The sequence below is a fragment of the Belnapia mucosa genome (genome assembly GCF_016775475.1).
Lineage (GTDB): Bacteria > Pseudomonadota > Alphaproteobacteria > Acetobacterales > Acetobacteraceae > Belnapia > Belnapia mucosa.
The window spans coordinates 16,420-36,776 of record NZ_JAEUXJ010000025.1 but is presented as its reverse complement, the minus strand read 5'-3'; the positions used below and the strand labels follow the sequence as shown (position 1 = coordinate 36,776).

Genomic DNA, 20,357 nt, shown 5'->3' with positions numbered 1-20,357 from the left:
CAGCCGTTTACTCCGCTCGGCCCCATGGCTTGAACGCGCGGCATTGATGGAGGCAAGTTGGTCAAGGCGTGAAGCTGTTTGCGGTCTGCGACAAGCACAGCTCGCTATGCTTGGCTTCCAAGGGGATCTCTTCCGCGGCAGCTGTCTTAAGGCCGAGCCCTTCGCCGCGGTAGCGCTTTAGCATAATTCGTTTCTCGGTCTCGCCTGGCGGCACGCGAGAGGGGCACTTCCTGCCGAACGGCATCAGGTGGTTCTCAGCCGTCATCAGCCCCTCAACATCGTCTACGACCGCACCCCGGATCTCTTTGCCGGGCACATCTGAATTGCGGTGACCTTCATCATCGCACGCCGGTTTGCCGCCCCAGTCCAGATGCAACGCAGGATTTAATCTCACACGACACATCAATAAAATATGAGCCGACGAGAGAGTAATTTGTAAGATAAATTCTATCACAGGTCGAATTAAATACTCCGTAAGCATTTTGTGCGTAATTAAATCACGTACTTGGGATGGGTTTGCTAAATATTGGGTTTTTCGCAAAATTAGAATAACCTTCCGAACGTATGAAAACTCTGCAAGCCAGGGAGGGGGCACTAATGAACAGTATCGATCTCGGTAGGACGCTGACGAATCCCTCGCCGTTGGCAGTTGCGGACCTGGCTAGTTCCGACCACGACATGGATGGAGGCTGCTCAGACAAGATAGTACTCGCACTTCTGCAACATTTCCATTGCGGTGGAGTTATATTCGATGCTCGTGGCGCAGTCACCGCGGTAAATGAGGCCGCCTTATTCATCCTTACCGATGAGTCCGAACAGCATCGGGGCGACGAGGCGACTCCCGAGCTCACCGCACCAGTTTCCGAAAAACTGCAATTTCTCATCGGCCGATCCCGTGAGGTCGTCCAGCCGATGGGCCAGAATACGCCGCACCGGATCTATCAGGACGAGACGCGTTTCCTGATCATCTACCGCTTCCCGGTCGATCTACCTGCCGGCCGGACCCTGCTCGCCATCATGGATATGAACCGCAGAATGCTGCCGCAGCCGCAGGTTCTGAAGCTGCTCTTCGACCTCACGCCGGCCGAAATCCTCCTTGCCAGGGGGATCGCCAAGGGCTCGGCGCCAGCCGAACTTGCATCGCTGACCCGGATCAGCCGCACGACAGTCCGATCCCAGCTGGCCTCACTGTTCAGCAAGACACAGACACACCGTCAGCCGGAACTGGTCGCCCTGCTCGCCCGGGCCGCCCTGGTGCGCTGAGGCGCCAAATTCAGGCTGGGGCGTGGGGGCGCGTGCCTCATGGTGTCGGGGCGCCCGTGGGCAGGCTCCGTTGACCTGCCGCGGTGGGCGTCAGCAGCAGGGCCTGCGCGGTCGGGAAGCGGACATCGAGCACGTCGCCCGGTTCCAGGTCGGTGTCCTCGGTCACCTCGATACGCAGCGTCTGGGCCCCGTTCTGGCGGACGACGCTGAGCTCGGGCTGCACGGTCTGGCCAAGCCGCTGGAACTGCCGCGCTTCCGCGCCCCGGCCGAGGTGCGCTCCGGTCGCCTCCAGCTTCGCCCGGAACTCGACCAATCGCACCCGGGAAGCGCCGATATCCTCGAGCAGCCGCACGCGCCGGTCGTTGGCCAATTTCTCGAGCTTTCGCTGCAGTTCGTCGCCATCGGCCTGGGCCTTGATCATTTCGGTCAGCAGCCCCAAGCGCCGGGCCGCGGCCTCCATGACTGCATGGCGTGTCTCGGTCACGCGCTGGCTCGGCAGGCTGCCCGAACCGAACAGCTTCGTAGTGCGCTCGAAATCGGCTTGGTTAGCGCGAACCTCCTGCTCCTCCCGCTGCTGCGCATCGGCGAGGACGCGGGTATGGGCAGTGATGCGGTCGATGGCACTGGTGAGGACCGCCTGGGCCTGCCGGTATTCCGCCTGGCTCACCCGCAGGGCCTCAAGCTCGTCCCGCACCATCTCCCGCCCGTCGGCCTCAGAGATCGGCAGTTCGTCGAAGTGGATCGTCGGCAACTCCTCGCGGTTCTCCAGCTCCGCCTGCAGCCGCGCGGCGCGAACCTGTTCCTTCGCGAGTTGTGCACCCACGCCACGATAATGGCTCAACAGCTCGAAGCGGTCGCGGAACAGGTCGGACTGGCGGCCGCGCAGCAGGCTGTAGCCGCCGGAAAGGGCCACGACCTGGCGTACGGTCATTGACGGGCGGTAGGCATACTGGCCGGTGGTGAGGACGTCGCCATCCACATAGACCGGACGATACTCGACGACGCCGACGACGACGTCGCCCGGCTTCAGCGCCACCAGGCGAAGGCGGTCATTGCGGTCCTTCTGCCGGAACACCTGGGATGCCATCGCCAACTCGATCCTGGAGCGCATGGCCATGGCCGTCAGGCCGGCGACCTGGATCCTGCCGGCACCCGGCAGCAAGACGCTGCCATCCGGGTCGACCGCCATGCGACGCGACAGATCCGGAACGCCGGTCACCCGCAGATCGAGGACATCGCCCACCCCGACCATGTATTCCGCCTGCGCCGAAACCGGCGCGATGCCGCAGGTCAGCGCCAGGGCCAAGGCCAGGCATCGGGAGGAGAGGGCGGGCAGGCCGCGGCTGCCCCTCATATCCGCACGCCATTGCCCAGAGCGGCCCGGTCGCCCTCGTCGGTCCGGTGCCGCAGGCTGGCGTCGAGCCGTCCCAGCAATTCCTTCGGGCCGCCATCGATATGCGTCAGCCGCGCCGGCAGGCTCTGTTCGTAGTGCACCACTCCGATGACGGTCAGCACCATCCAGCGCAGATCCTGGAGGAAGGTCCGTTGCTCGTAGTACTGCAGATCGATATGGCCCTTGATCGGGAAAAGCACCGCCCGGTAATGCGCGAGCAGGTCGCCCTCCCCCGGGAAGAAGCTGGCTTCGTTCCTCAGGACGTATTGGCTCGGCCCGAGGATGCCGGGACGGTGGTTGAGGATCCGGAGCAGCTCCCCGCTGAAGCAATCGACGAAGTCCGGCACTTCGGGCCGCGGGCCGACGATCGACATGTCCCCGCGTATCACGTTCCAAAGCTGCGGCAGCTCATCCAGCTTGGTCGCCCGGAGCGCGCGTCCGATATGGGTCAGCCGGGGATCGTTCTCCTGTGTCAGCGGCGCACCGCCGCTGCCCAGGTCGTTGCGGAATTTTCGGAACTTGAACATCCGGAAGGGCCGGCCATACTGGCCCAGCCTGACCTGCGAAAAGAACACCGGCCTTCCTCCCTCGACGAGGATGGCCAGGGCAACCAGAAGAAAGACTGGGAGCAGCACCAGCACCGCCAAGCTGCCGAGCGTGACATCCAGCAGACGCCGCAGGACATCCCCCATGCGTGCCTGCGGCTGCGGCAGTGCCTGCTGCCGCAGGGCCGCGCTCATGAGGCCCCCCTGGCGGCCCCGCGCACCGCCTCGGTCAAGGCCTCCGTGACGAAGCGAAGGTCGTCCTCGTCCAATCCGGGGTGCAGTGGCAGCGTCAATTCGCGCGCAGCGAAGTCCTCGACGATCGGCAGGGCGAGATCGGGAAACCGCTCCCGGTAGAGCGCGAGGCGGTGCAGGGGAGGGTAGTGCATCGAGGTCTGTACGCCCATGGCCCGCAGCCTTTCGATCACCTGAGGCCGGTCGACGCCGCGGGGCAGCAGCACCGGCATGATGTGGTGGCTGGAAATCCCGCCTTGCGCGAAGGGCACCGTCACCTCCGGCAGCTGCCGCGCAAGGAGCGCCCGGTAGACTTCAGTCAGCGTCCGGCGCCGCTCGTTCCACGCCGGCAGCTTGCCGAGCTGGACCAGGCCGATGGCGGCGCGAAGCTCGTCCATGCGGTAGTTGAAGCCGAGCATGGTGACGTCGTATCCCGGCTGCGCCGCCGAGTGCCGCTGGAAGGTGCCGCTGGTCAGGCCATGGCCGCGCATCTGCCGCATCCGCTCGCGCAGCTCTTCGTCCGCGGCCAAAACCATGCCGCCTTCGGCGGTGGTCATATTCTTGTTGCCGTAGAAGCTGAAGACCGCGGCCGCTCCATAAGTGCCCGCCTCAGGCAGGCCGGCGGCATGGGCTGCATCCTCGATTAGCAGCAGTCCCCGCGCCGTGGCGAAATCCTGCCAGGCGGCGCGGTCGGCCAGATAACCGGCATAATGCACGAGGATCACCGCCCGCGTCCGGGGCGTGCAGCGGAACCTGGCATCCTCGATCGACATCAGCGGAGTCTCGAGCGACTCGATATCGACGAGGACCGGCGTGGCGCCGACATAAAGCACGCAGTTGGCCGTGGCGGCGAAGGTGAGGGCCGGAACCAGCACCTCGTCCCCCGGCCCGAGGCCCAGTGCCTGCAACGCGAGGTGGAGGCCACCGGTGCAGGAGCTGACCGCAACCGCGTCGGCGGCATCATGCGCCTGGGCGAAGGCGCGCTCGAAAGCGAAGACGCGCTCGCCCATGGTGATCCAGCCGGCGTCGATGACATCCGCCAGCGCCGCCTTCTCCTCAGCGCCGAGCTGCGGCTCCGCCACCGCGAGCATCGCCCGATTCGACATGCGTTCCAACAAGGTCGGGCTCATCGGTCAGGCCTTGATTGAGTCGACAGTCATTTGAATAGACGGCGCCTGCTCGTCCCAGTCGATCTCCTGCGCCCGATGGAAATCCTCCACCCGGCCGATGTCGAGCCAGAGGCCGTGATGGCGAAAGGCATGCACCGGCGTACCTTCGCTCATCATGGCGAAGACCAGGTCGTCGAAGCCGAACGGCACCCCGCCGGGGACGAAGCGCAGGGCCTCCGGCTCCATGCAATAGGCGCCCATGCTGACCGAGTGGAACAGGGTCGGTTTCTCCCGGAACTGGGTGACCCGGTTCTGGTGGTCCTCGATCAGGCCGTAATCGGTCTTGGTCTCACGCGTCGTCGTAGCGATCGTCAGCAGGCCGCCATGGTTGCGGTGCGAGGCACTGAAGTCATTCAGGCTGAGGTCGGTCAGGACGTCGCCGTTGAGCACGAGGAAGGTGCAATCAAGCTCGTCGCGCAGCAGGTCGAGTGGACCGATCGTCCCGAGCGGCTCGATTTCCTGCGTATAGACGATCCGCAGGTCCCACTGGCGGCCGTCGCCGCAGAAGCTCCGGATGAGATGCCCCAGGTAGCCCGTCGTGATGTAGACTTCCCTGATGCCGTTTCGACGCACCCACTTCAGCAATAGCTCGAGGACAGGCCGCGACCCGATCGGCATCAATGGCTTCGGTAGCACGGAGGTATAAGGGCGTAGCCGAGTCCCTTTGCCTCCGCATTGGATCACCGCCTTCATGCGCTCCTCCTCAACCCATGCCATGCCGCTTTGTCTGGACGCATCGCGAGTCGATCATGCTGCTGAGGGCGCCAGGTCGCATCATTCGAACGCATGACGACACTGCCAAAATCGCTGCCTATGGTCCCTCTGTCAGGCAAGACAGGGCCCGGTGAATGCGCACCCTAGGCGAATGGACGGGACAACCGAGACTGCGGGACCCGGCTCCATCCCGAACGAACCTTGGACCATGAAGCAGCAACCCGCCGCGCGCTGGCCTGCCGGCCACACCTGGGATCCGCTCGACGGCGCCGCGATGCTCTCGGCCGAGCCCTCCCGCGGCGTGAACCACCTGCAGTTGCTGAGCATTTTGCGCCGGCGCAAGGGCCTGATCCTGGTGACGGCTTGCTTCGGTGGGCTGTTGGTCGGGCTGGCGGCGTTCGCCGTCCCCCCGAGCTTCACGGCCACGGCGGAAATCATCATCACCCACGGCGCCGTCGCCTCGCGCGGCATGCAATCTTCCGCGAATGCCACACCGCCGGAGGCCACGGTGATCGATGCCCACCTGGCGATGCTTGGCTCCGAGGCGAATCTCTGCCGCGTGCTCGACAAGCTCGCCGTGTCATCCGGCCCGGCGCAGGATGTGCAGCCCGACTGGCCGGAGGTGGCCCGCGCCTGGGTGACGGCCAGGCTCGCGGCACTTCGGCACCTTCTGGGCTTCCAGGCGGCGCCGAACAAGACCGAATCCGCCCAGCCAGCGGACTCCTGCTCGCACAGTATCGCAGGCCTGCCGAGCCTGGAGCAGCTGAAGCGCCGGCTGCTCATCTTCCCGCGCCGCACCTCCCCGGTCATTGCCGTAAGCTATACCGACCGGGATCCACGACAGGCTTCGGTCGTCGTCAATGCGATCGTTAACGACTACGTGAACGGGCAGCGGGATCTGCTGCGCGAGCAGTCCGGGCAGCGCATCGACTGGTTCGCCCAACAGCTTTCGGCGACCGACCTGTCGCTTGCGACGATGCAGGAGACGTTGCAGCGGGAGCGGGTTAGGAACGGCGGCGCCTCCGGCAGCGACGAACTCGAGGCCCTCGCTGATGCGCGCCAGCAGCGGGACCTGGCGCAATCCGAAAGCGCGCGCCGGCGGGCGGCACTCGACCGGGCACGCGGCTTGCAACGCAGTGGCGGCGACACCCGGTCCTTTGCCGAGGCACTCGGCATCGCGGTCGAGGGGCGCACGGAGCCCCAGCTGGCGGCCGACATCGCCGATGCGATCGGCCGTCTCGATCAGGAGGCCGAGGTCAGCCGGCTTCAGGCGGAGGCCATCGAGGCGCAGCTTGACGTGCTGCAGCAGGCCCTCGAGCGGCGGTCGGACGAGCTGACAGCGCAGAATACGCTGGAGCAGCGGATCGCGCGGGAGCTGAGACGGTCCGAGCAGCTTCTGCGTGGCCAGCTTGAGGCGAAGGAGCAGCAGCAGTTGACGGCGCCGCCCGTGACCATCGTCGCGCTCGCGCGGCCGCCGCGGCAGCCAAGCTCCATCAGTCCCATCCTCCTGCTGGTGCCCGGCACCGTGGCATTCGCTTTTCTTGGTGCAGCCATCGCCGCGGTGAGAGAGCGGATGGACCGCAGCTTCCGCAGCTGCCGTGAGGTCGAGCAGAGCTGCGGCATCGAATGCGTCGGACTGGTACCGGAGATGCCGCGGACCCGCGGGGCGGATCCTGCCCAGGGACTTGCCCGTCCCTCTACCATGCGGGCGATCCGCTCGGTCCTTGTCGGCATGCTGCCGATGCCGCATGCCGATCATGGTTCAAAGGTGGTGCTCGTCACCTCAAGTCTTCCCGGCGAGGGCCGGACCTTGCTCGCCACCTCCCTCGCGGCCTGCGCTGCCCGGCTCGGCCAGCGCGTATTAATGATCGACCTCGACTGCGGTGGCTGCGACGCCGTAGTGGCCAGGGAGGGCGCCGGCCACAGGATCCGGCGCAACCCGGAATTCGGCTTCGACGTCCTGTCGCCCGGCAAGGACGGCATGGACCTGCTGGCCGTCCTGGCCGGTGGGCGGGGCGACCAGTTCCTCCAGCCGCTGCGCGCCAGCTATGGCTGCATCATCATCGACGGTCCTGCAGCCCTCACGGTGCCGGAGGCGCAGCTCCTGGCGGCGCTCGTTGACGAGGTGCTGCTGGCGATCCGCTGGGGCCATACCCGGCGCGAGGTGGTGGAGAACACGCTCCTGCTCCTCGGGCGTGGCGGTGCGACGCAGACGAAGCTCAGGACGGTGCTGACGCGGGTGGATCTGCGCAAGTATGCGCTCTACCGCTTCGGCGATGCCGGCGAATTCCTGGCGCGGCAGGGTGGGCACGCTGCGGCACGCCCTTCCGGCGCGGCACTGCCGGGGTGGTCCGCGGATGCGGAGCGACATGCCGCGTCCATGGCCGAGGCGCCGGAAATCCCGCACGAACCGCCCGTCTTCACCGGCGGCAGGACTCCGGCATGATCGGCCGTGCCGGCTGTCCACTGCGATGAACGGCGAGCCGTCGCACCGGGGGGCGCTTCACTGGTGCTTCTACGCCCCGGGGCGCCGTGCCCTCGATGTGCTTGGCGGCAGCACGCATGCTTCCGGCGGCGCCGAGGCGCAGGTCGCGCATCTCGCCGCCTCCCTGGCGCAACTGGGCCACCGGGTCACCCTCATCTATGGCACCGGCCGCGGCGAGGATGCGCCCGGGCCGCGCATGGTCGGCGGCGTCACCTGCCTGGATGCCGCGCCGGCCTGGCGCCACCCGCGCAGCATCCCGCTATTCTGGCGCCTGCTGGGCCGGCTGCGCCCCGATATATGCTACGCGCGGCTGCCCGACGACTTCCTCTGGGTGATCGGCCTCCATGCGCGGCGGCAGCGGGCAGGGGCCCGCTTCATCTATGCCCTGGCCCATGATCGCCATTGCGTGCCCTGGCGGACCTACGACTACAAGCCCTGGTTCCATGGCCCACTCTATGCCCTGGGGCTGGCCAGCGCGCATGTCATCGCCGCGCAGCATCGCCACCAGTCGGAGGCAGTCCGGCATGGCCTGCGCGGGCGCATTGTGTATGTGCCGAACCTGATCCGGCGAAGCCCGGGTTTGCCGGATGCCGCGGTGCCAAAGCTCTTCGACGCCATCTGGGTGGCCCAGATCCGTCCGGAGAAGCGGCTGGAGCGGTTCCTCGACCTAGCAGAGTCCCTTCCCGACCACAGCTTCGCCGTCGTCGGCGGTTTCGACGCGACCCTGGGCGCCGGGCAGCGGCAGCAACTTGAGACCCGCCTGCGCCGTGCGCCGAACCTGACCTATTTCGGCGCGCAGGATGCGGCGGAGGTCGGCAAATTGATGCTTGCGAGCAAGGTGCTCGTGAATACCTCGGAGGCCGAGGGTTTTCCCAATACGATGTTGGAGGCGTGGAGCCTGGGCATCCCCGTCGTGTCGGTGGACGTGGACCCGGGCTCCGTCATCCGCGACTGGCAACTCGGCCTGGTAAGCGGCAGCGCGGCGGCACTGCGGCAGGATGTGCTGAGCCTTACGGAGCCCGGGACCGCACGGGACTTCGCGGAACGTGGGCTGGCCTATGTAAGGAGCAGCCATAGCATAGGTGCCGTGCACCAAGCCCTGCGCCTGGCGCTGGAGGCTGCCGGCGGGCACCTCGGCGGCCGATGGACCGCCTGATGACGGGCCCGGTCGCCCGGCAGGTCGGCACGATCGCGCTGGGCTCGCTCTGCCTCGTCATGGCCGGCGTCGCTCTGCTCATGCTGAACGAACCCCGCGGCCCGCTGCTGCTGATTGGGCTCGCCTGTGGCGCCACCGCCAGCCTCGTTCTGCTGGCGCAGCCGATCCTGGCGCTCGAGTTGGCGCTGATGCTGCGCCTCCTGCCGAACGGCCTCTATGCCCCAGAACTCGACCTGCTGTTCACAATCGTGGTCAACGGCCTGCTGGCGCTGGCGCTCGGAGCCTGGGTGCTCCGGGCGCTGAGCAGGCGCGAGCCGGTGATCTGGAATCCAACCTGTGTCCTGCTAGGCTGCCACATCGCCTGGTGCGCCGTTACCGTGGCCTGGGCGGCCGACCCCGTCGCGGCGCGGCGCAGCTTGGTCGCCTACAGCGCGGGCTGGCTCCTGCTCTTCCTCCTGACCAACGAGGTGCGGACCGTCCGCTCGCTAGATTCGGTCATGCGGGCGCTGCGCCTGGTCGGCTGGATCATGATCGGCGGCGGCCTCTACGCCGCGCTCTTCTCCACCTTCGAATTCGGTGAGCGGCTGAAGGTCCACAACGTCAACGAGAACCAGTATGGAGTAATCCTGATTGCCATGCTGCCGGGCGTCATCTGGCCGGTTCTGCGGCGGTCCGGTACCGGGTATACCCACTACCTTGGCCTTAGCGTGATCTTCATCGTCAGCATGCTCGTGCTGGTGGCGCTCACAGGGTCGCGGGGAAGCTCGCTGTCCCTGCTGCTGGTCCTCTTCCTGTTCTGGTTCTGGAAGCCGGTGCGCCCCTGGGGCATAGTCGGGTCGGTGCTGCTCTGCGGCCTGGCCGCCGTGGCTCCCTTCGTGCTGGACTCGGTTATGACGCGGTTTGAAACCGGCGACCTTGGCGGCAGAGGCGCGATCTGGCAGGCCAGCTTCCGAATACTGCAAGAGGTCCTCTGGACCGGCGTGGGCACGGGCAACGGCCCGGCCAGGTTGAATGCCTATATCGCTGCGGTGACCAGCGACTTCCGCTATCGGGTAGACCTGCCGAGCCACAACCCATTCCTGGAAGTGGGCCTGGATACCGGGCTGCTCGGCATCCTGCTCTATGGCGCGACCGTCGTCAGCGCGGTGCTGCAATTCGTCGCAGCCAGGGGCCGGCTGGCCGCCGCGGGCCAGGGCCTTGCCGGCTACTACCCGTTGGTCCTGGTGGCCGCGATCGGATACTTCACGGTCTGGATCAAGGGTGGTGGCCTGCAGAGCGATCTCACCTTCTTCACCATACTTGCTCTGCTGATCATGCCTTCGCAGCTCGGGCCGGCACCTGCCGCCGCACCTCGCACCCCGACGCCGTCTGGCAAGGCGCGGAAGGACCCCTGGGAACCCGGGCGCCACCCGGCAGCGATCCCGCCCGCGCGACCGCCTGCCAGCGCCTGGCCAGCCGTGGCCGGCCATGGCCTGCCCGGCCTCGGTCGGACTGCTGCAAGGCGCCGCCCCTCCCGATAAGGCGTGCGAGCGGGGGCGAGTCCGGGCGCTTCGCCCTCAACGTCGCCTCGACATTGGCTTTGCCGTCATGAACGTGGCGCTGATGCTCTGATACATCCCCCTTTCTGCTGCAGCATCTCGGCTTGGAAGCCTTCGATGTGATCCCGCTGACGAATACGCTGGTCATGTACACGACCATCCTCTCGGCGAGCCTGGATACGTCGGTGACCCGCTTCCTGGCGATGGACCTGAACCGCAGCGACGGAGCCGCTGCCAATCGCACCTTCAACGCGGCCATCATCCTATCGTTGGTATCCTCGGCCGCGCTGCTGCTGCTGTGCCTAGCCATCGCCGGCCTGCTGCCGGCCCTCTTCAATCTTCCGGCGGGCCTCGAAACCGGGACCCGGTATGTCTTCGGTGGCGTTGCAACGACCATGCTAACCGGTATCCTGGGCTGCAGCTTCGTGCCATCAGCCTTGTCATGCACCGGTTCGAACTGCGCAACCTGGTCCGCGCGCTCACGGCGCTCAGCCGGGTAGGCGTGGTTGCCCTCTGCTTCGCCCTCTGGTCGCCGAGCTTTTGGCACGTCGCGCTCGGCTTCGTGGTATCGGCGGTCATGCAGCTCGCCAGTGACATTCTGGTCGCGTGGCGGCTGGCGCCAGGCCTGCGCTTCGGCCTTCGGTTTGCGGATCGGCGGCAGGTCGTGGCAATGACGGGGTTCAGCGGCTGGTCCAGCGTGAACCAGGCCGGCAACCTGCTGATGCTTCAGCTCAATCTGTTGCTGGTGAACCTGCTGTTCGGTGCGGAGGCCACCGGTCGGCTCGGGGCCTTGCTGCTCCTGGTCGTCATCAACAGCATGACCGAGACGGTCGTGACGGTGCTCAGTCCGCTTATCATGGCACGCTACATTGAGGGCGACCAGGCGGCCTTGCAGCGCTTCGTTGCCCGTTCGGTGCGGCTGCTCGGTGTCGCACTCGCCTTGCCGATAGGACTGCTGTGCGGCCTTGGCTCGCCCATGCTCCGGCTGTGGCTCGGGCCGGAATTCGCCAGCCTCGACCTTTTGCTGAACCTGCTTGTGGGACATCTCGCGGTAAGCCTTGCCTGCCGACCGTTGTCCTATGTCCTGATGGCGCATAACCGCGTCAGGCTGCAGAACGTCGTGACACTGGCCGCCGGCATCCTCGCCATTTCCCTGGCGGTGGAGCTGACCTCGTGGGCCGATTGGGGCATCGCCGGGGTGGTGGCGGCAACCACCGCAATGTGGGTGCCCAGAACGTCCTGTTCCTCGCGCCCTGCGCGGCCAGGACCCTGGGGCTGCGGGCGACGAGCTTCCTCGCGTCGCTGGCCATCATTGCCGGCTGCACCGCTGGCGTGGGGCTCGCCAGCGCGGTGGTGGACAGGCTCCTGCACCCGTCAAACTGGATGGGTCTCGCCGGGGCGGCCGCGTTGGTGACCCTGGCTTATCTGGTGGCGGCTTATGCCCTGGCCTTGGGTCCCTCGGAACGGCGCTTCGTCCGCGGCGCCCTCTGGCGGATGCGCGAGGGCGTGCCCGGTTGAGGCAGGTCACGCTCCGGCGTCGCCCATCCCCTGCGCCGACGGAGGACCGAGCCGCGCCGTGTCGCCCGAGTGGGCGAGGGCTGTCGCTAGCGTCCGGCGGCGGCCCAGCGGCGCAGGTACGGCCGGAGCTCGTGCCCTGCGAACCCAGGTCCGCGGCGGCGAGTATCCTGACCGATCTGCTGCCCCTCGCGGTCGCAATCGGTGGCGAGCCACACCTGCTTCGCCGTCCGTAGGGCATCGCGGATCGCCTTCAGCTTGGGGCCTTATTGCCGCCGGTGGCCGGTTTGGTGCCGTAAAGCCCCTCCGGGCGCAGCAGCACCGGCGTCCTACGCCTCCAGTCCACTGCTAACCTCCTCCGGTTCAGCGCGGCGGCAACCATGGCGGAAGGGGGGGGCGGGGCGACGACTGGAGCGGCGGTGGAGACTTGAACAGTGGCCTCAACCCGTAGAGGCCAATGGTGCGCCGCGGTCGAACGATCACCGTAATGTAATGGCGTCGTCGGCTGCGTGTTCCCGCATCCAACTTCATCACAGCAGAAAGGCCCTGGCATCATTCGGGGCGTTGCCAATTCCAGTGGCCGTGAGTTCATCGTCGGTCAGCTCGATCTTGAGCCTTGTCCCGCGGATAAAGTGATGATGGCCTCGAATTTGGGTTGACCAGCGCATGGTCCGGCCCGGCCGCCTGGCCACGCCGGAGCGTAGGCGGGGCCATAGGCCAAGGTAGCACCGCTTCCGGTGCCGGCGGCCGATAGCCCAGCGCGCTGTGCGGCCTGATCGTATTGTAATGCCGCCGCCAGCGCTCGATCAGCACCTCGGCCTCCCGCAGCGAATAGAATATCTCCCGGTCCAGCAGCTCATCCCGCAGCTTGCCGTTGAAGGATTCATTGTAGCCGCTTTCCCAGGGGCTGCCAGGTTCGATGAACAGTGTCTTCACGCCAATCCGACCAAGCCAGCCGCACACTTCCTTCGCCATGAACTCCGGCCGTTGTCGGAGCGGATGTGTCCGAGCGGCGCGCTCAGCGAACAAATCCGTCAATGCCTGCAGCACGTCATCCGAGCTGAGCCGCCGCGCCACCACGATCGCCAGGCACTCCCGCAAGTATTCGTCGATCACTGTCAGCATGCGGAACCGACGCCCGTCATGCGTGCAGACGCAAGCTCAGGCCACCGCCTGGCTTCAGACTGCCCAGGTAGTGCCAGGCTCGTTCCAAACAAGACCTGTGAACCCAGACCGGTTCAACTCAGACATCGTTGCAGAGCCCCGATTGAGCCGATTTCGGTGATCAAACTTCAGACCCTGTCGGAAAGCTCGGCTTCCGCTTTTCCATATGCGAAGAGAGGCCCTCTCTGACCTCCGGCCCACTGAAGCCCATGAACTCCATGGCCAGCGAGGCATCGAAGCTTGGGCCCGCCATGCGGAGCCAGTTGTTCAGGGCGTATTTGGTCCAGCGTATCGCTCCCTGCGCGCCCTCCGCCAGGCGCGACGCGACCTCCACCGCCCTGCCGTCGAGGTCAGCATCCTCCACGGCCAGAGAGATCAGGCCGATACGCTCCGCCTCCTCCCCCTGAAGAAGATCGCAGGTCAGCAGGTAGTATTTCGCCTTGGCCATGCCGCAGAGCAACGGCCAGATGATCGCGGCATGGTCGCCCGCGGCGACGCCGAGCCGCGTGTGCCCGTCGGTGATCCGGCAGTCCTTCGTCGCGATCGAGACATCGGCCAGGATGCCGCAGACGAGCCCCGCGCCGACCGCCACGCCGCGCATGGCGCTGACGACGGGTTTTCGGCAGTTGATCAGGTTGTAGACGATGTCGCGTGCTTCCCGCCAAACCCGGGTCCTGGTCTCGAAATCCTCCGAGATCGCCCGCACCATCTCGAAGTCGCCACCAGCGGAGAAGGTCTTGCCCGCCCCGGTGATGATGGCGCAGCTCACGCTGTCATCGGCATCGATGTCACGCCAGATCCGCACCAGCTCGCCATGCATGACGGAATCGGCCGTGTTCATGCGGCCATTGTCCATCGTGATGCGCAGCACGCGCGGATGCGGACGGTCGAACCGCAGCCGCTGGTAATTCTCGTAGGTCACGGTCATCGTCATCCCTCCGTCCCTGTTGCGGCGTGGCGCGCCAGCTCCTCGACCGTCTCCGGGTTCACCAGGCTGGACAGGTCGCCCGGCGGCTGGCCCGCCAGCGTTGCGCGCACGACGCGCCGCAGCACCTTCATCGAGCGTGTGCGGGGCAGCTCCCGCATGAACAGCACGCGCTTCGGCCGGAAGGCCCGGCCCAGCGCGGCCGATACAGCCTCGGCCAGGAGGCGCGCCTGCACCGCATCCCCGGCCTGACCTGGCGCCGGCACGGCCACGCACACCACGGCATTCCCGGTGACCGCGTCATGCAGGGCCACCGCCGCCACCTCCGTCACCGTGCCGGTGGCCAGCAGCGCCTCCTCGATCTCGGTCGGGCCGATGCGCTTGCCCGCGACCTTCAGCGTGTCGTCGGATCGGCCATGCAGGAACCAGAACCCGTCCGCATCGCGCGATGCCAGATCCCCCTGCACCCACAGGCCCGGGATCTGCGACCAGTAGCTCTCGTGGAAACGCTCCTGATCGTGCCACAGGCCCCGCGTGGTGCCGATGCAGGCTTCCCGCATCACCAGCTCGCCGATCTCGCCCGGCGGCAGGCTCCGGCCGTCGGGGCCCACGATGTCGCCGCCGGTGCCCGGCACGGGGCCGTTGAAGCTCGCCGGCTTCTGCGGAAACAGGATGTTGGAGGCGACGATGGCGCACATCTCGGTCCCACCTGAGAAATTCAGGATCGGCGCGCGGCCGCCGCCGACGCACTCCATCACCCATCGCCAGGATTCCTTGTCCCAAGCCTCGCCGCTCGAGGGGAAGGCCCGGAGCGAGGACAGGTCGTGCCGCTCCAGCAGGGCGTCCGCATCCCGCCGCAGCATGCGCGCCAGGGTCGGCGCCGTGCCGAAATGGGTGATGCGATGCCGGTCGATCAGCCGCCACAGCCGGTCGGGCGCGGGATGGGTCGGGTTGCCTTCGGCGATCACCAGCGTCGCGCCCGCCATCAGGCTGCCAAGGATGGTGACCGTGCCGCCGAACCAGCCGAAATCCGTAGGCCAGAGCAGCCGGTCGCCCGGTTTGAGGTCCAGCGTCAGGCGCGCATCCTGCCCGATCTTGATGCCGAGCCCGCCATGGGTGTGGACCGTGCCCTTCGGCAGGCCCGTCGTGCCGGAGGTGTACATCAGCAGCACCGGATGCTCCGCCGGCAGCTCCAGCGGCGGCGCCTCCTCGTCGCAGGCGAGGTCATGCCACCAGCGGTCGCGCGGCGCCTGCATCGCCACCTCGGCGCCGGTGTGCTGCAGCACGACGACATGCCGCACTGTCTCATCGCCGTGCAGCGCCGCGTCGATCACCGGCTTCATGGCCACCCGCTCGCCACGCCGCTGCGTGCCGTCCGCAGTGATCACGGCGCGCGCCCCGCCGAGGCGCAGGCGCTGTGCCACGGCCTCGGGCCCGAAGCCGGAGAAGAGCGGCAGCGCGATGCAGCCGAGCCGAGCGCAGGCCAGGAAGGCGGCGGCGGTCTCCGGCAGCATCGGCAGGTAGATGGCGACTACGTCGCCGGGGCCGAGGCCGAGGCCTCGCAGCCCCGCCGCGAGGCGCGAAGCGTCGCGGTCCAGCTCGGCGTAGCTGCGCGCCTGCTCCTGGCCGGCCTCGGCCTGCCAGATGACGGCTGGGCGGTCAGGGTCCCGCTCCAGCGTCGCGGTCACGGCGCTGTCGTAAAGATTGGCTGTACCATCCAGGAACCAGCGGGGATGCGCGATTCCCTCGGCCAGGTCGAGCATGCGGCTGGCCGGGCGGCGGAACCGGAATTCCAGCCAGTCGGCCAGCGCCCGCCAGTACCACTCCGGGTCGGCCGAGCTGCGGGCAAGGAGCGCCGCATAGTCCGGGAGGCCGCAATAGGCGATGAACGCCGTCCAGTTGGCGTCCCGGCATGTCGCCTCGGAGGGAGTCCAGGCGATTTCCGTCTCATCCATGGGCGCACCCTCCTGCTCCGGCACAAGGCACGTCAGAAAGCCTTCCTGCGGCTTGCCATGCCGCCATCGACGGTGACGACGGTACCACTCGTGTAGCCGGACAGGTCGCTGGCCAGGAAGGCGGCGAGGGCCGCGACCTCCTCCACCCGGCCGGCGCGGCCGAAGGGCATATCGGCCATGGTCTCGCGCCAGCGGCCGGGGTCACCGAGCGTCTCCGCCGCGCGACGCCGCAGCAGGGCCTCCAGCCGGTCCGTGAGGATTGGGCCTGGGTTGATGCCGACCACCCGCAGCCCGTCCGCCGGTGCCCTGCCGCCGAGGGCGCGGGTGAAGGCCATGAGCGAGGCATTGCCCGCACTGCCCGCGATGTAATCGGCATCGGGGCTCTCGCCGGCGGCCCCGATGACGTTGACGATCACGCTGCCCGTTCTGCGGTCGCGCATCGCCGCATAGAAGCGTCGGCACATATGGATGTAGCCGAACACCTTCAGGTCCCAGGCCGCGCGCCAGCGCGCCTCGTCGACCTCGTCGAGCGTGCCGCCGGGGATCGCGCCTGCGTTGTTGACGAGGATGTCGGTGTCCGGGAACTCGGCGGCCAGCGCATCGATGCTGCGGCTGTCGCTGAGGTCGAGCGCCCGGGTGCTCACCGCCACATTGCCGGCGCCGCGCAGGCGCGTAGCGGCGGCGTTGAGGTCGCCGGCGCTGCGGGCCACCAGGGTGATGTCGCAGCCTTCGGCGGCCAGGACCTCCGCGCAGGCGAAGCCGATGCCCTTGGAGGCGCCGGTGACCAGGGCGCGGCGGCCGCGCAGTCCGAGATCCATCAGAAGGTCTTCCGGCACGCGCTCTGTTCGAGGGTGCGGAAGGCCTCCGCGCCGGGGACGACGCCCAGGATCTCGTAGTAGTCCCAGGGGTGGCGCTGCTCCGCGGGCGCCTTGATTCGGGCGGTCAGCATGTCGTGGACCATGCGGCCATTGGGCAGCAGGCGGGCATTGCGGGCGAAGACGTCCTCGAACGGGTTGTCCCGCAAGTGGCTGCGGACATCCTCCGCCTTGGTGCTGCCGGTCGCCTTCACCGCGTTGAGGTACTGGAGAACGGCGGAATAGACGCCGGCCTGGAACATGGTGGGCTGCTTCTGGCGCACCGCGAAGAACCGCTTGGCCCAGGCGCGGGTCTGCTCGTCGCGGTCCCAGTAGAAGGCGGTGACGAAGTTGAGGCCCTGCAGCGCCTCCAGGCCGATGCCGTGCACATCGGTGACCACGGTGAACATGGTGCCGATCTGCTGGCCGCGCTGGACCAGCCCGAACTCGCGCACCTGCTTCAGCGCATTGATCAGGTCCGAGCCGCCGGCGGTGAACATGACGAATTTCGCGCGGCTGGCCTGGGCCTGCAGCAGGAAGGCGGAGAAATCCGTCGTGCCGAGCGGGTGCGCCACCTGCCCAACCACCTTTCCCCCCGCAGCCTGCAGCGTCTCCCTGGCCGTGGCGGCCAGCGCATGGCCCGAGGCGTAGTCCTGGTGGATGATGAACCAGGTATCGAGGCCGCGCTTCATCTGGAGCTGCACGCTGCTGCGCGCCACCGAGTAGATGTCCCAGGTCCAGGACAGGCCGTACCCGTTGCAGTCCTCCTCCGTCAGCCGGTCGATGATGGCGGTGCTGAAGATGCAGAGCTTGCGCGACTGGCCGGCCACGGAGTTCACCGCCAGGGCGACCGACCCGGTCGGGCAGTCGAAGATCGCATCGACGCCCTGGTTGTCATACCAGGACCGCGCGGTGTTGGAGCCGACATCCGGCTTGTTCTGGTGATCGGCGGAGACGATCTGCACGCGGTCGCCGAACCCCGAATCCGCAGCCGCGAGGCGCGCCGCCTCGACCGAGCCGATGCCCGCGTAGTCCGCATAGACCGAACTCATATCGGTCAGGATGCCGAGCTTGACGGACGGCGCCTGGGCCCGCAGCACGGGCGGCGCCGCGAGGCCTGCCATGGCCGTGCCCAGCAAGGTACGGCGCGCCAGGGCGCCGGTCATCAGATGGTTCAAGGCATTCCTCCCGTTCTTCGTCTTGGTTCGTGTCGTGCGTGGTACCGGGGTCGGCGCTGGGCGTCAGCCGGTCTCCTGCGCGGCGGCGCGGATCCGGTCGATGGCGGGTGGGTTGTCGAGCGAGCCGAGATCGCCCGGGCTTTCCCCCGAATAGATCCGCCGGATGACGCGCCGCATGACCTTCTGGCTTCTGGTCTTGGGAAGGTCGGCGACGATGTGCACTCTGGCCGGCCTGAATGGCCGCCCCAGCCGGCTCTCCACCGCCGCCGCCGCCTTGGCGGCCAGGGCCGGGCTGGATGGCTGGCCCGGCGCAGGGACGATGAAGACTACGAGCTTCTGGCCCTTCGCCGCATCCTCGACGCCAATGGCCGCGGCCTCGCCGATCTCGGGCAATTCCAGCAGCACGTCCTCGACCTCGGCGGGGCCGAGCCGTTTGCCTGCCACCTTCAGCGTGTCGTCCGAGCGCCCTAGCAGGAAGACCATGTCCTCGCCGGTCCGCATGGCGAGGTCGCCATGCATCCAGATCCCGGGCACCTGCGCCCAATAGGTCTCCAGATACCGCTCGCGGTCCTTCCAGAAGGATTGCGTCATGCCGACGAAGGGCTGCAGGATCGCCAGCTCGCCGACCCGGTCGCGGACCGGCTGCCCCGCATCGTCCACCACATCGACCTGCATGCCGGGCGAGATGCAGTTGAAGCCGGCCGGGACGATGGGACGCAGCAGGACATTGGCGACGAGGGCGCCGGAGACTTCCGTGCCGCCGGAGTAGTTGATGACGGGGCAGATGCCGCGGCCCATATGGCGCTGGTACCAGACCATGTGCTCGGGCGCGATGACCTCGCCCGCCGTGATCAGCAGCCGCACCGTATCGAGCGGGGCCGCGGTCGCCAGCGCCACATTCCCCGCCAAACCGCGGATCAGGGTGGGCGATGTACCGAGATGCGTTACCCCATGGGCCGCGACGAGGCGCGACAGGCGCGACCAGTCCGGAAAGTCGGGCGCCCCGTCGTAGCAGACCAGCGTCGCGCCGCGCATGAGCGCCGCGGCGATCGTCAGCGGCCCGGCGACCCAGCCCATATCGGCCGGCCAGAAGAACACGTCCCCGGTGCCGATATCGAAGTGCACCGCGGCGTCATGCGCGATCTTGAGCGGGAAGCCGCCATGGGTATGGACCGCCCCCTTCGGCTTGCCGGTCGTGCCCGAGGTGTAGATCACCATCATCGGGTCATCCGGCGCCATGCCGGCGGGCTCCTCGCCGGCCATGCCTCCCTCCGCGGCATCACCGCCGACCTCGCTCCAGCCGATGGCCCGCGGCATGGCCTCCACCTCCTGCAGCGATCCCTTGAGGATCAGCAGATCGAGGAGCGGCAGATGGGATTGCGCCTCCCGCAGCAGGGGTCTGACATCGATCCTACGTCCGCGGCGGTCGAAGCCGCTCGTGGCGATCAGCGCCCGCGCCTCGCAGGCCGACAGCCGCGAGACGATGGCATCGACGCCGAAGCCGCTGAACAGCGGCACCGCGACCGCGCCCAGCCAGGACAGGGCCAGGAGGGAGACGACCGCCTCGATGCCGCTCTCCATCAGAAGGCCGACACGATCGCCGCGCCCCACGCCGCGCCGGGCCAGCCCGGCGGCGAAGCGTGCCACCTGCGCCCGCAACTCCGCATAGGAGAGCTGGCGTGTCCCGCCCGCTTCGTCCGTGGCAATGACGGCAGGCCTGCCGGCCCCATCCGCCGTGCCATGGGCAAATATCGTGTCCAGCCAGTTCAGCTCGCCGCCCACGAACCAGCGGGGGAATTGCACCCCGTCGGCCAGGTCGAGAAAGACCGCGTAATCCCGCCGCCACCGGATGCCCAGGGCATCGATGGCGCTGCGCCAGTAGCGATCCGGGTGCCGGTTGGCGTGGTCCAGCAGCTCCTCGAGCGAGGTCAGCCCAAGGCTGGCGATGAGCCTGGCCAGATGAGAGCCGGAAGCCTCCCTTGGGCCGGGATGCCAGATGGGCGCGTGCGTCTCATCCATCGCTCAGCGCCTCCCCGTCGCAAGGATGTGGCTGGGGTCTTGCCGGCGGCTGACGCCGCTCAGGCGCTGGGACAGCAAGGTGCGCAACTGGTTGTCCTCCCCCGGCATCGGTCGGCTCGCCTGCAGTCAAGGCTGGCCACCTTTCAGAATAGTGGATACCATTCTGCCGGCTGGATGCAAGCCCATTGGCGATCCGCTGTCCGGCGGATGCCCGGGCGGCTCCACCACTTCGGCCGGCGGTTCGCCGTGGCGG

17 protein-coding genes and 1 pseudogene are annotated in these 20,357 nt (G+C 67.6%); 6 read left to right on the top strand and 12 right to left on the bottom strand.

The features are described from left to right. Nucleotides 1-61: 61 nt before the first annotated feature. Nucleotides 62-541: a hypothetical protein gene (locus tag JMJ55_RS27500; protein WP_202828811.1), complete on the bottom strand. Its 480-nt coding sequence runs from the start codon at nt 539-541 to the stop codon at nt 62-64. Nucleotides 542-597: 56 nt separating this feature from the next. Between JMJ55_RS27500 and JMJ55_RS27495 the strand changes: the two genes are divergently transcribed. Next, complete coding sequence (locus JMJ55_RS27495) at nt 598-1,263, top strand: helix-turn-helix transcriptional regulator (protein WP_202828810.1); 666 nt, start codon at nt 598-600, stop codon at nt 1,261-1,263. Between the two features lie 37 nt (nt 1,264-1,300). On the opposite strand, the gene JMJ55_RS27490 is transcribed toward JMJ55_RS27495, so the two are convergent. The 4 genes from JMJ55_RS27490 to JMJ55_RS27475 are packed head-to-tail and all read right to left on the bottom strand — an operon-like array spanning nt 1,301 to nt 5,294. Further along, nucleotides 1,301-2,569 carry a polysaccharide biosynthesis/export family protein gene (locus JMJ55_RS27490; RefSeq protein ID WP_202828809.1) on the bottom strand — a complete coding sequence of 423 codons (1,269 nt, stop codon included), beginning with the start codon at nt 2,567-2,569 and terminating at the stop codon, nt 1,301-1,303. A gap of 44 nt (nt 2,570-2,613) precedes the next feature. Next, nucleotides 2,614-3,348 (bottom strand): sugar transferase, encoded by a 735-nt coding sequence (locus tag JMJ55_RS27485; RefSeq protein ID WP_268885435.1) that lies wholly within the window; start codon nt 3,346-3,348, stop codon nt 2,614-2,616. Between the two features lie 44 nt (nt 3,349-3,392). Beyond that, nucleotides 3,393-4,562: a DegT/DnrJ/EryC1/StrS family aminotransferase gene (locus tag JMJ55_RS27480; protein ID WP_202828807.1), complete on the bottom strand. Its 1,170-nt coding sequence runs from the start codon at nt 4,560-4,562 to the stop codon at nt 3,393-3,395. Nucleotides 4,563-4,565: 3 nt separating this feature from the next. Then, a complete protein-coding gene (locus JMJ55_RS27475) occupies nt 4,566-5,294 on the bottom strand; it encodes a nucleotidyltransferase family protein (protein WP_202828806.1) in 729 nt (242 codons plus the stop codon). 322 nt (nt 5,295-5,616) lie between these two features. On the opposite strand from JMJ55_RS27475, the gene JMJ55_RS27470 reads away from it, so the two are divergent. The 5 genes from JMJ55_RS27470 (at nt 5,617) to JMJ55_RS27450 (ending at nt 11,908) form a co-directional block, all read left to right on the top strand. Next, entirely contained in the window at nt 5,617-7,761 is a 2,145-nt protein-coding gene (locus tag JMJ55_RS27470) for a GumC family protein (protein WP_202828805.1), read from the top strand. A 25-nt stretch (nt 7,762-7,786) separates the two neighbouring features. Then, nucleotides 7,787-8,956 (top strand): glycosyltransferase family 4 protein, encoded by a 1,170-nt coding sequence (locus tag JMJ55_RS27465; RefSeq protein ID WP_202828804.1) that lies wholly within the window; start codon nt 7,787-7,789, stop codon nt 8,954-8,956. Further along, nucleotides 8,956-10,476, top strand: coding sequence for an O-antigen ligase family protein (locus JMJ55_RS27460; protein ID WP_202828803.1), 1,521 nt, complete (start codon nt 8,956-8,958; stop codon nt 10,474-10,476). The genes JMJ55_RS27465 and JMJ55_RS27460 overlap by 1 nt, the downstream gene beginning before the upstream one ends. A 122-nt stretch (nt 10,477-10,598) precedes the next feature. After that, complete coding sequence (locus tag JMJ55_RS27455) at nt 10,599-10,994, top strand: hypothetical protein (protein WP_202828802.1); 396 nt, start codon at nt 10,599-10,601, stop codon at nt 10,992-10,994. Continuing rightward, nucleotides 10,937-11,908, top strand: a complete 972-nt coding sequence (locus JMJ55_RS27450; protein WP_202828801.1) for a lipopolysaccharide biosynthesis protein — start codon at nt 10,937-10,939, stop codon at nt 11,906-11,908. The genes JMJ55_RS27455 and JMJ55_RS27450 overlap by 58 nt, the downstream gene beginning before the upstream one ends. 190 nt (nt 11,909-12,098) lie before the next feature. On the opposite strand, the gene JMJ55_RS31280 is transcribed toward JMJ55_RS27450, so the two are convergent. The 7 genes and pseudogenes from JMJ55_RS31280 to JMJ55_RS27415 all read right to left on the bottom strand — a co-directional run bounded on the left by JMJ55_RS31280 (nt 12,099) and on the right by JMJ55_RS27415 (nt 20,104). Then, entirely contained in the window at nt 12,099-12,227 is a 129-nt protein-coding gene (locus tag JMJ55_RS31280; protein WP_328702787.1) for a hypothetical protein, read from the bottom strand. Nucleotides 12,228-12,714: 487 nt separating this feature from the next. Then, nucleotides 12,715-13,158, bottom strand: a pseudogene (locus tag JMJ55_RS27440) (integrase core domain-containing protein); the annotation flags it as partial. Between the two features lie 136 nt (nt 13,159-13,294). Next, nucleotides 13,295-14,107 (bottom strand): enoyl-CoA hydratase/isomerase family protein, encoded by an 813-nt coding sequence (locus JMJ55_RS27435; protein ID WP_236034127.1) that lies wholly within the window; start codon nt 14,105-14,107, stop codon nt 13,295-13,297. Then, nucleotides 14,104-16,053 carry an AMP-binding protein gene (locus tag JMJ55_RS27430; RefSeq protein ID WP_202828799.1) on the bottom strand — a complete coding sequence of 650 codons (1,950 nt, stop codon included), beginning with the start codon at nt 16,051-16,053 and terminating at the stop codon, nt 14,104-14,106. The genes JMJ55_RS27435 and JMJ55_RS27430 overlap by 4 nt, the downstream gene beginning before the upstream one ends. A gap of 32 nt (nt 16,054-16,085) precedes the next feature. Then, nucleotides 16,086-16,871 (bottom strand): short-chain dehydrogenase/reductase, encoded by a 786-nt coding sequence (locus JMJ55_RS27425; protein WP_202828798.1) that lies wholly within the window; start codon nt 16,869-16,871, stop codon nt 16,086-16,088. After that, on the bottom strand, nt 16,871-18,085 hold the full coding sequence (locus JMJ55_RS27420; RefSeq protein ID WP_202828797.1) for an ABC transporter substrate-binding protein: 1,215 nt from the start codon (nt 18,083-18,085) through the stop codon (nt 16,871-16,873). The genes JMJ55_RS27425 and JMJ55_RS27420 overlap by 1 nt, the downstream gene beginning before the upstream one ends. A 63-nt stretch (nt 18,086-18,148) precedes the next feature. Beyond that, entirely contained in the window at nt 18,149-20,104 is a 1,956-nt protein-coding gene (locus tag JMJ55_RS27415; protein WP_202828796.1) for an AMP-binding protein, read from the bottom strand. Nucleotides 20,105-20,357: the final 253 nt, after the last annotated feature.

Bases quoted from the DNA above. Each gene is read 5' to 3' on its own strand.
- JMJ55_RS27475 (WP_202828806.1), bottom strand. From the start codon at position 5,294: ATGAAGGCGGTGATCCAATGCGGAGGCAAAGGGACTCGGCTACGCCCT.
- JMJ55_RS27480 (WP_202828807.1), bottom strand. From the start codon at position 4,562: ATGAGCCCGACCTTGTTGGAACGCATGTCGAATCGGGCGATGCTCGCG.
- JMJ55_RS27485 (WP_268885435.1), bottom strand. From the start codon at position 3,348: ATGGGGGATGTCCTGCGGCGTCTGCTGGATGTCACGCTCGGCAGCTTG.
- JMJ55_RS27460 (WP_202828803.1), top strand. From the start codon at position 8,956: ATGACGGGCCCGGTCGCCCGGCAGGTCGGCACGATCGCGCTGGGCTCG.
- JMJ55_RS27415 (WP_202828796.1), bottom strand. From the start codon at position 20,104: ATGGATGAGACGCACGCGCCCATCTGGCATCCCGGCCCAAGGGAGGCT.
- JMJ55_RS27430 (WP_202828799.1), bottom strand. From the start codon at position 16,053: ATGGATGAGACGGAAATCGCCTGGACTCCCTCCGAGGCGACATGCCGG.
- JMJ55_RS27435 (WP_236034127.1), bottom strand. From the start codon at position 14,107: ATGACGATGACCGTGACCTACGAGAATTACCAGCGGCTGCGGTTCGAC.
- JMJ55_RS27425 (WP_202828798.1), bottom strand. From the start codon at position 16,871: ATGGATCTCGGACTGCGCGGCCGCCGCGCCCTGGTCACCGGCGCCTCC.
- JMJ55_RS27495 (WP_202828810.1), top strand. From the start codon at position 598: ATGAACAGTATCGATCTCGGTAGGACGCTGACGAATCCCTCGCCGTTG.
- JMJ55_RS27465 (WP_202828804.1), top strand. From the start codon at position 7,787: ATGAACGGCGAGCCGTCGCACCGGGGGGCGCTTCACTGGTGCTTCTAC.
- JMJ55_RS27450 (WP_202828801.1), top strand. From the start codon at position 10,937: ATGCACCGGTTCGAACTGCGCAACCTGGTCCGCGCGCTCACGGCGCTC.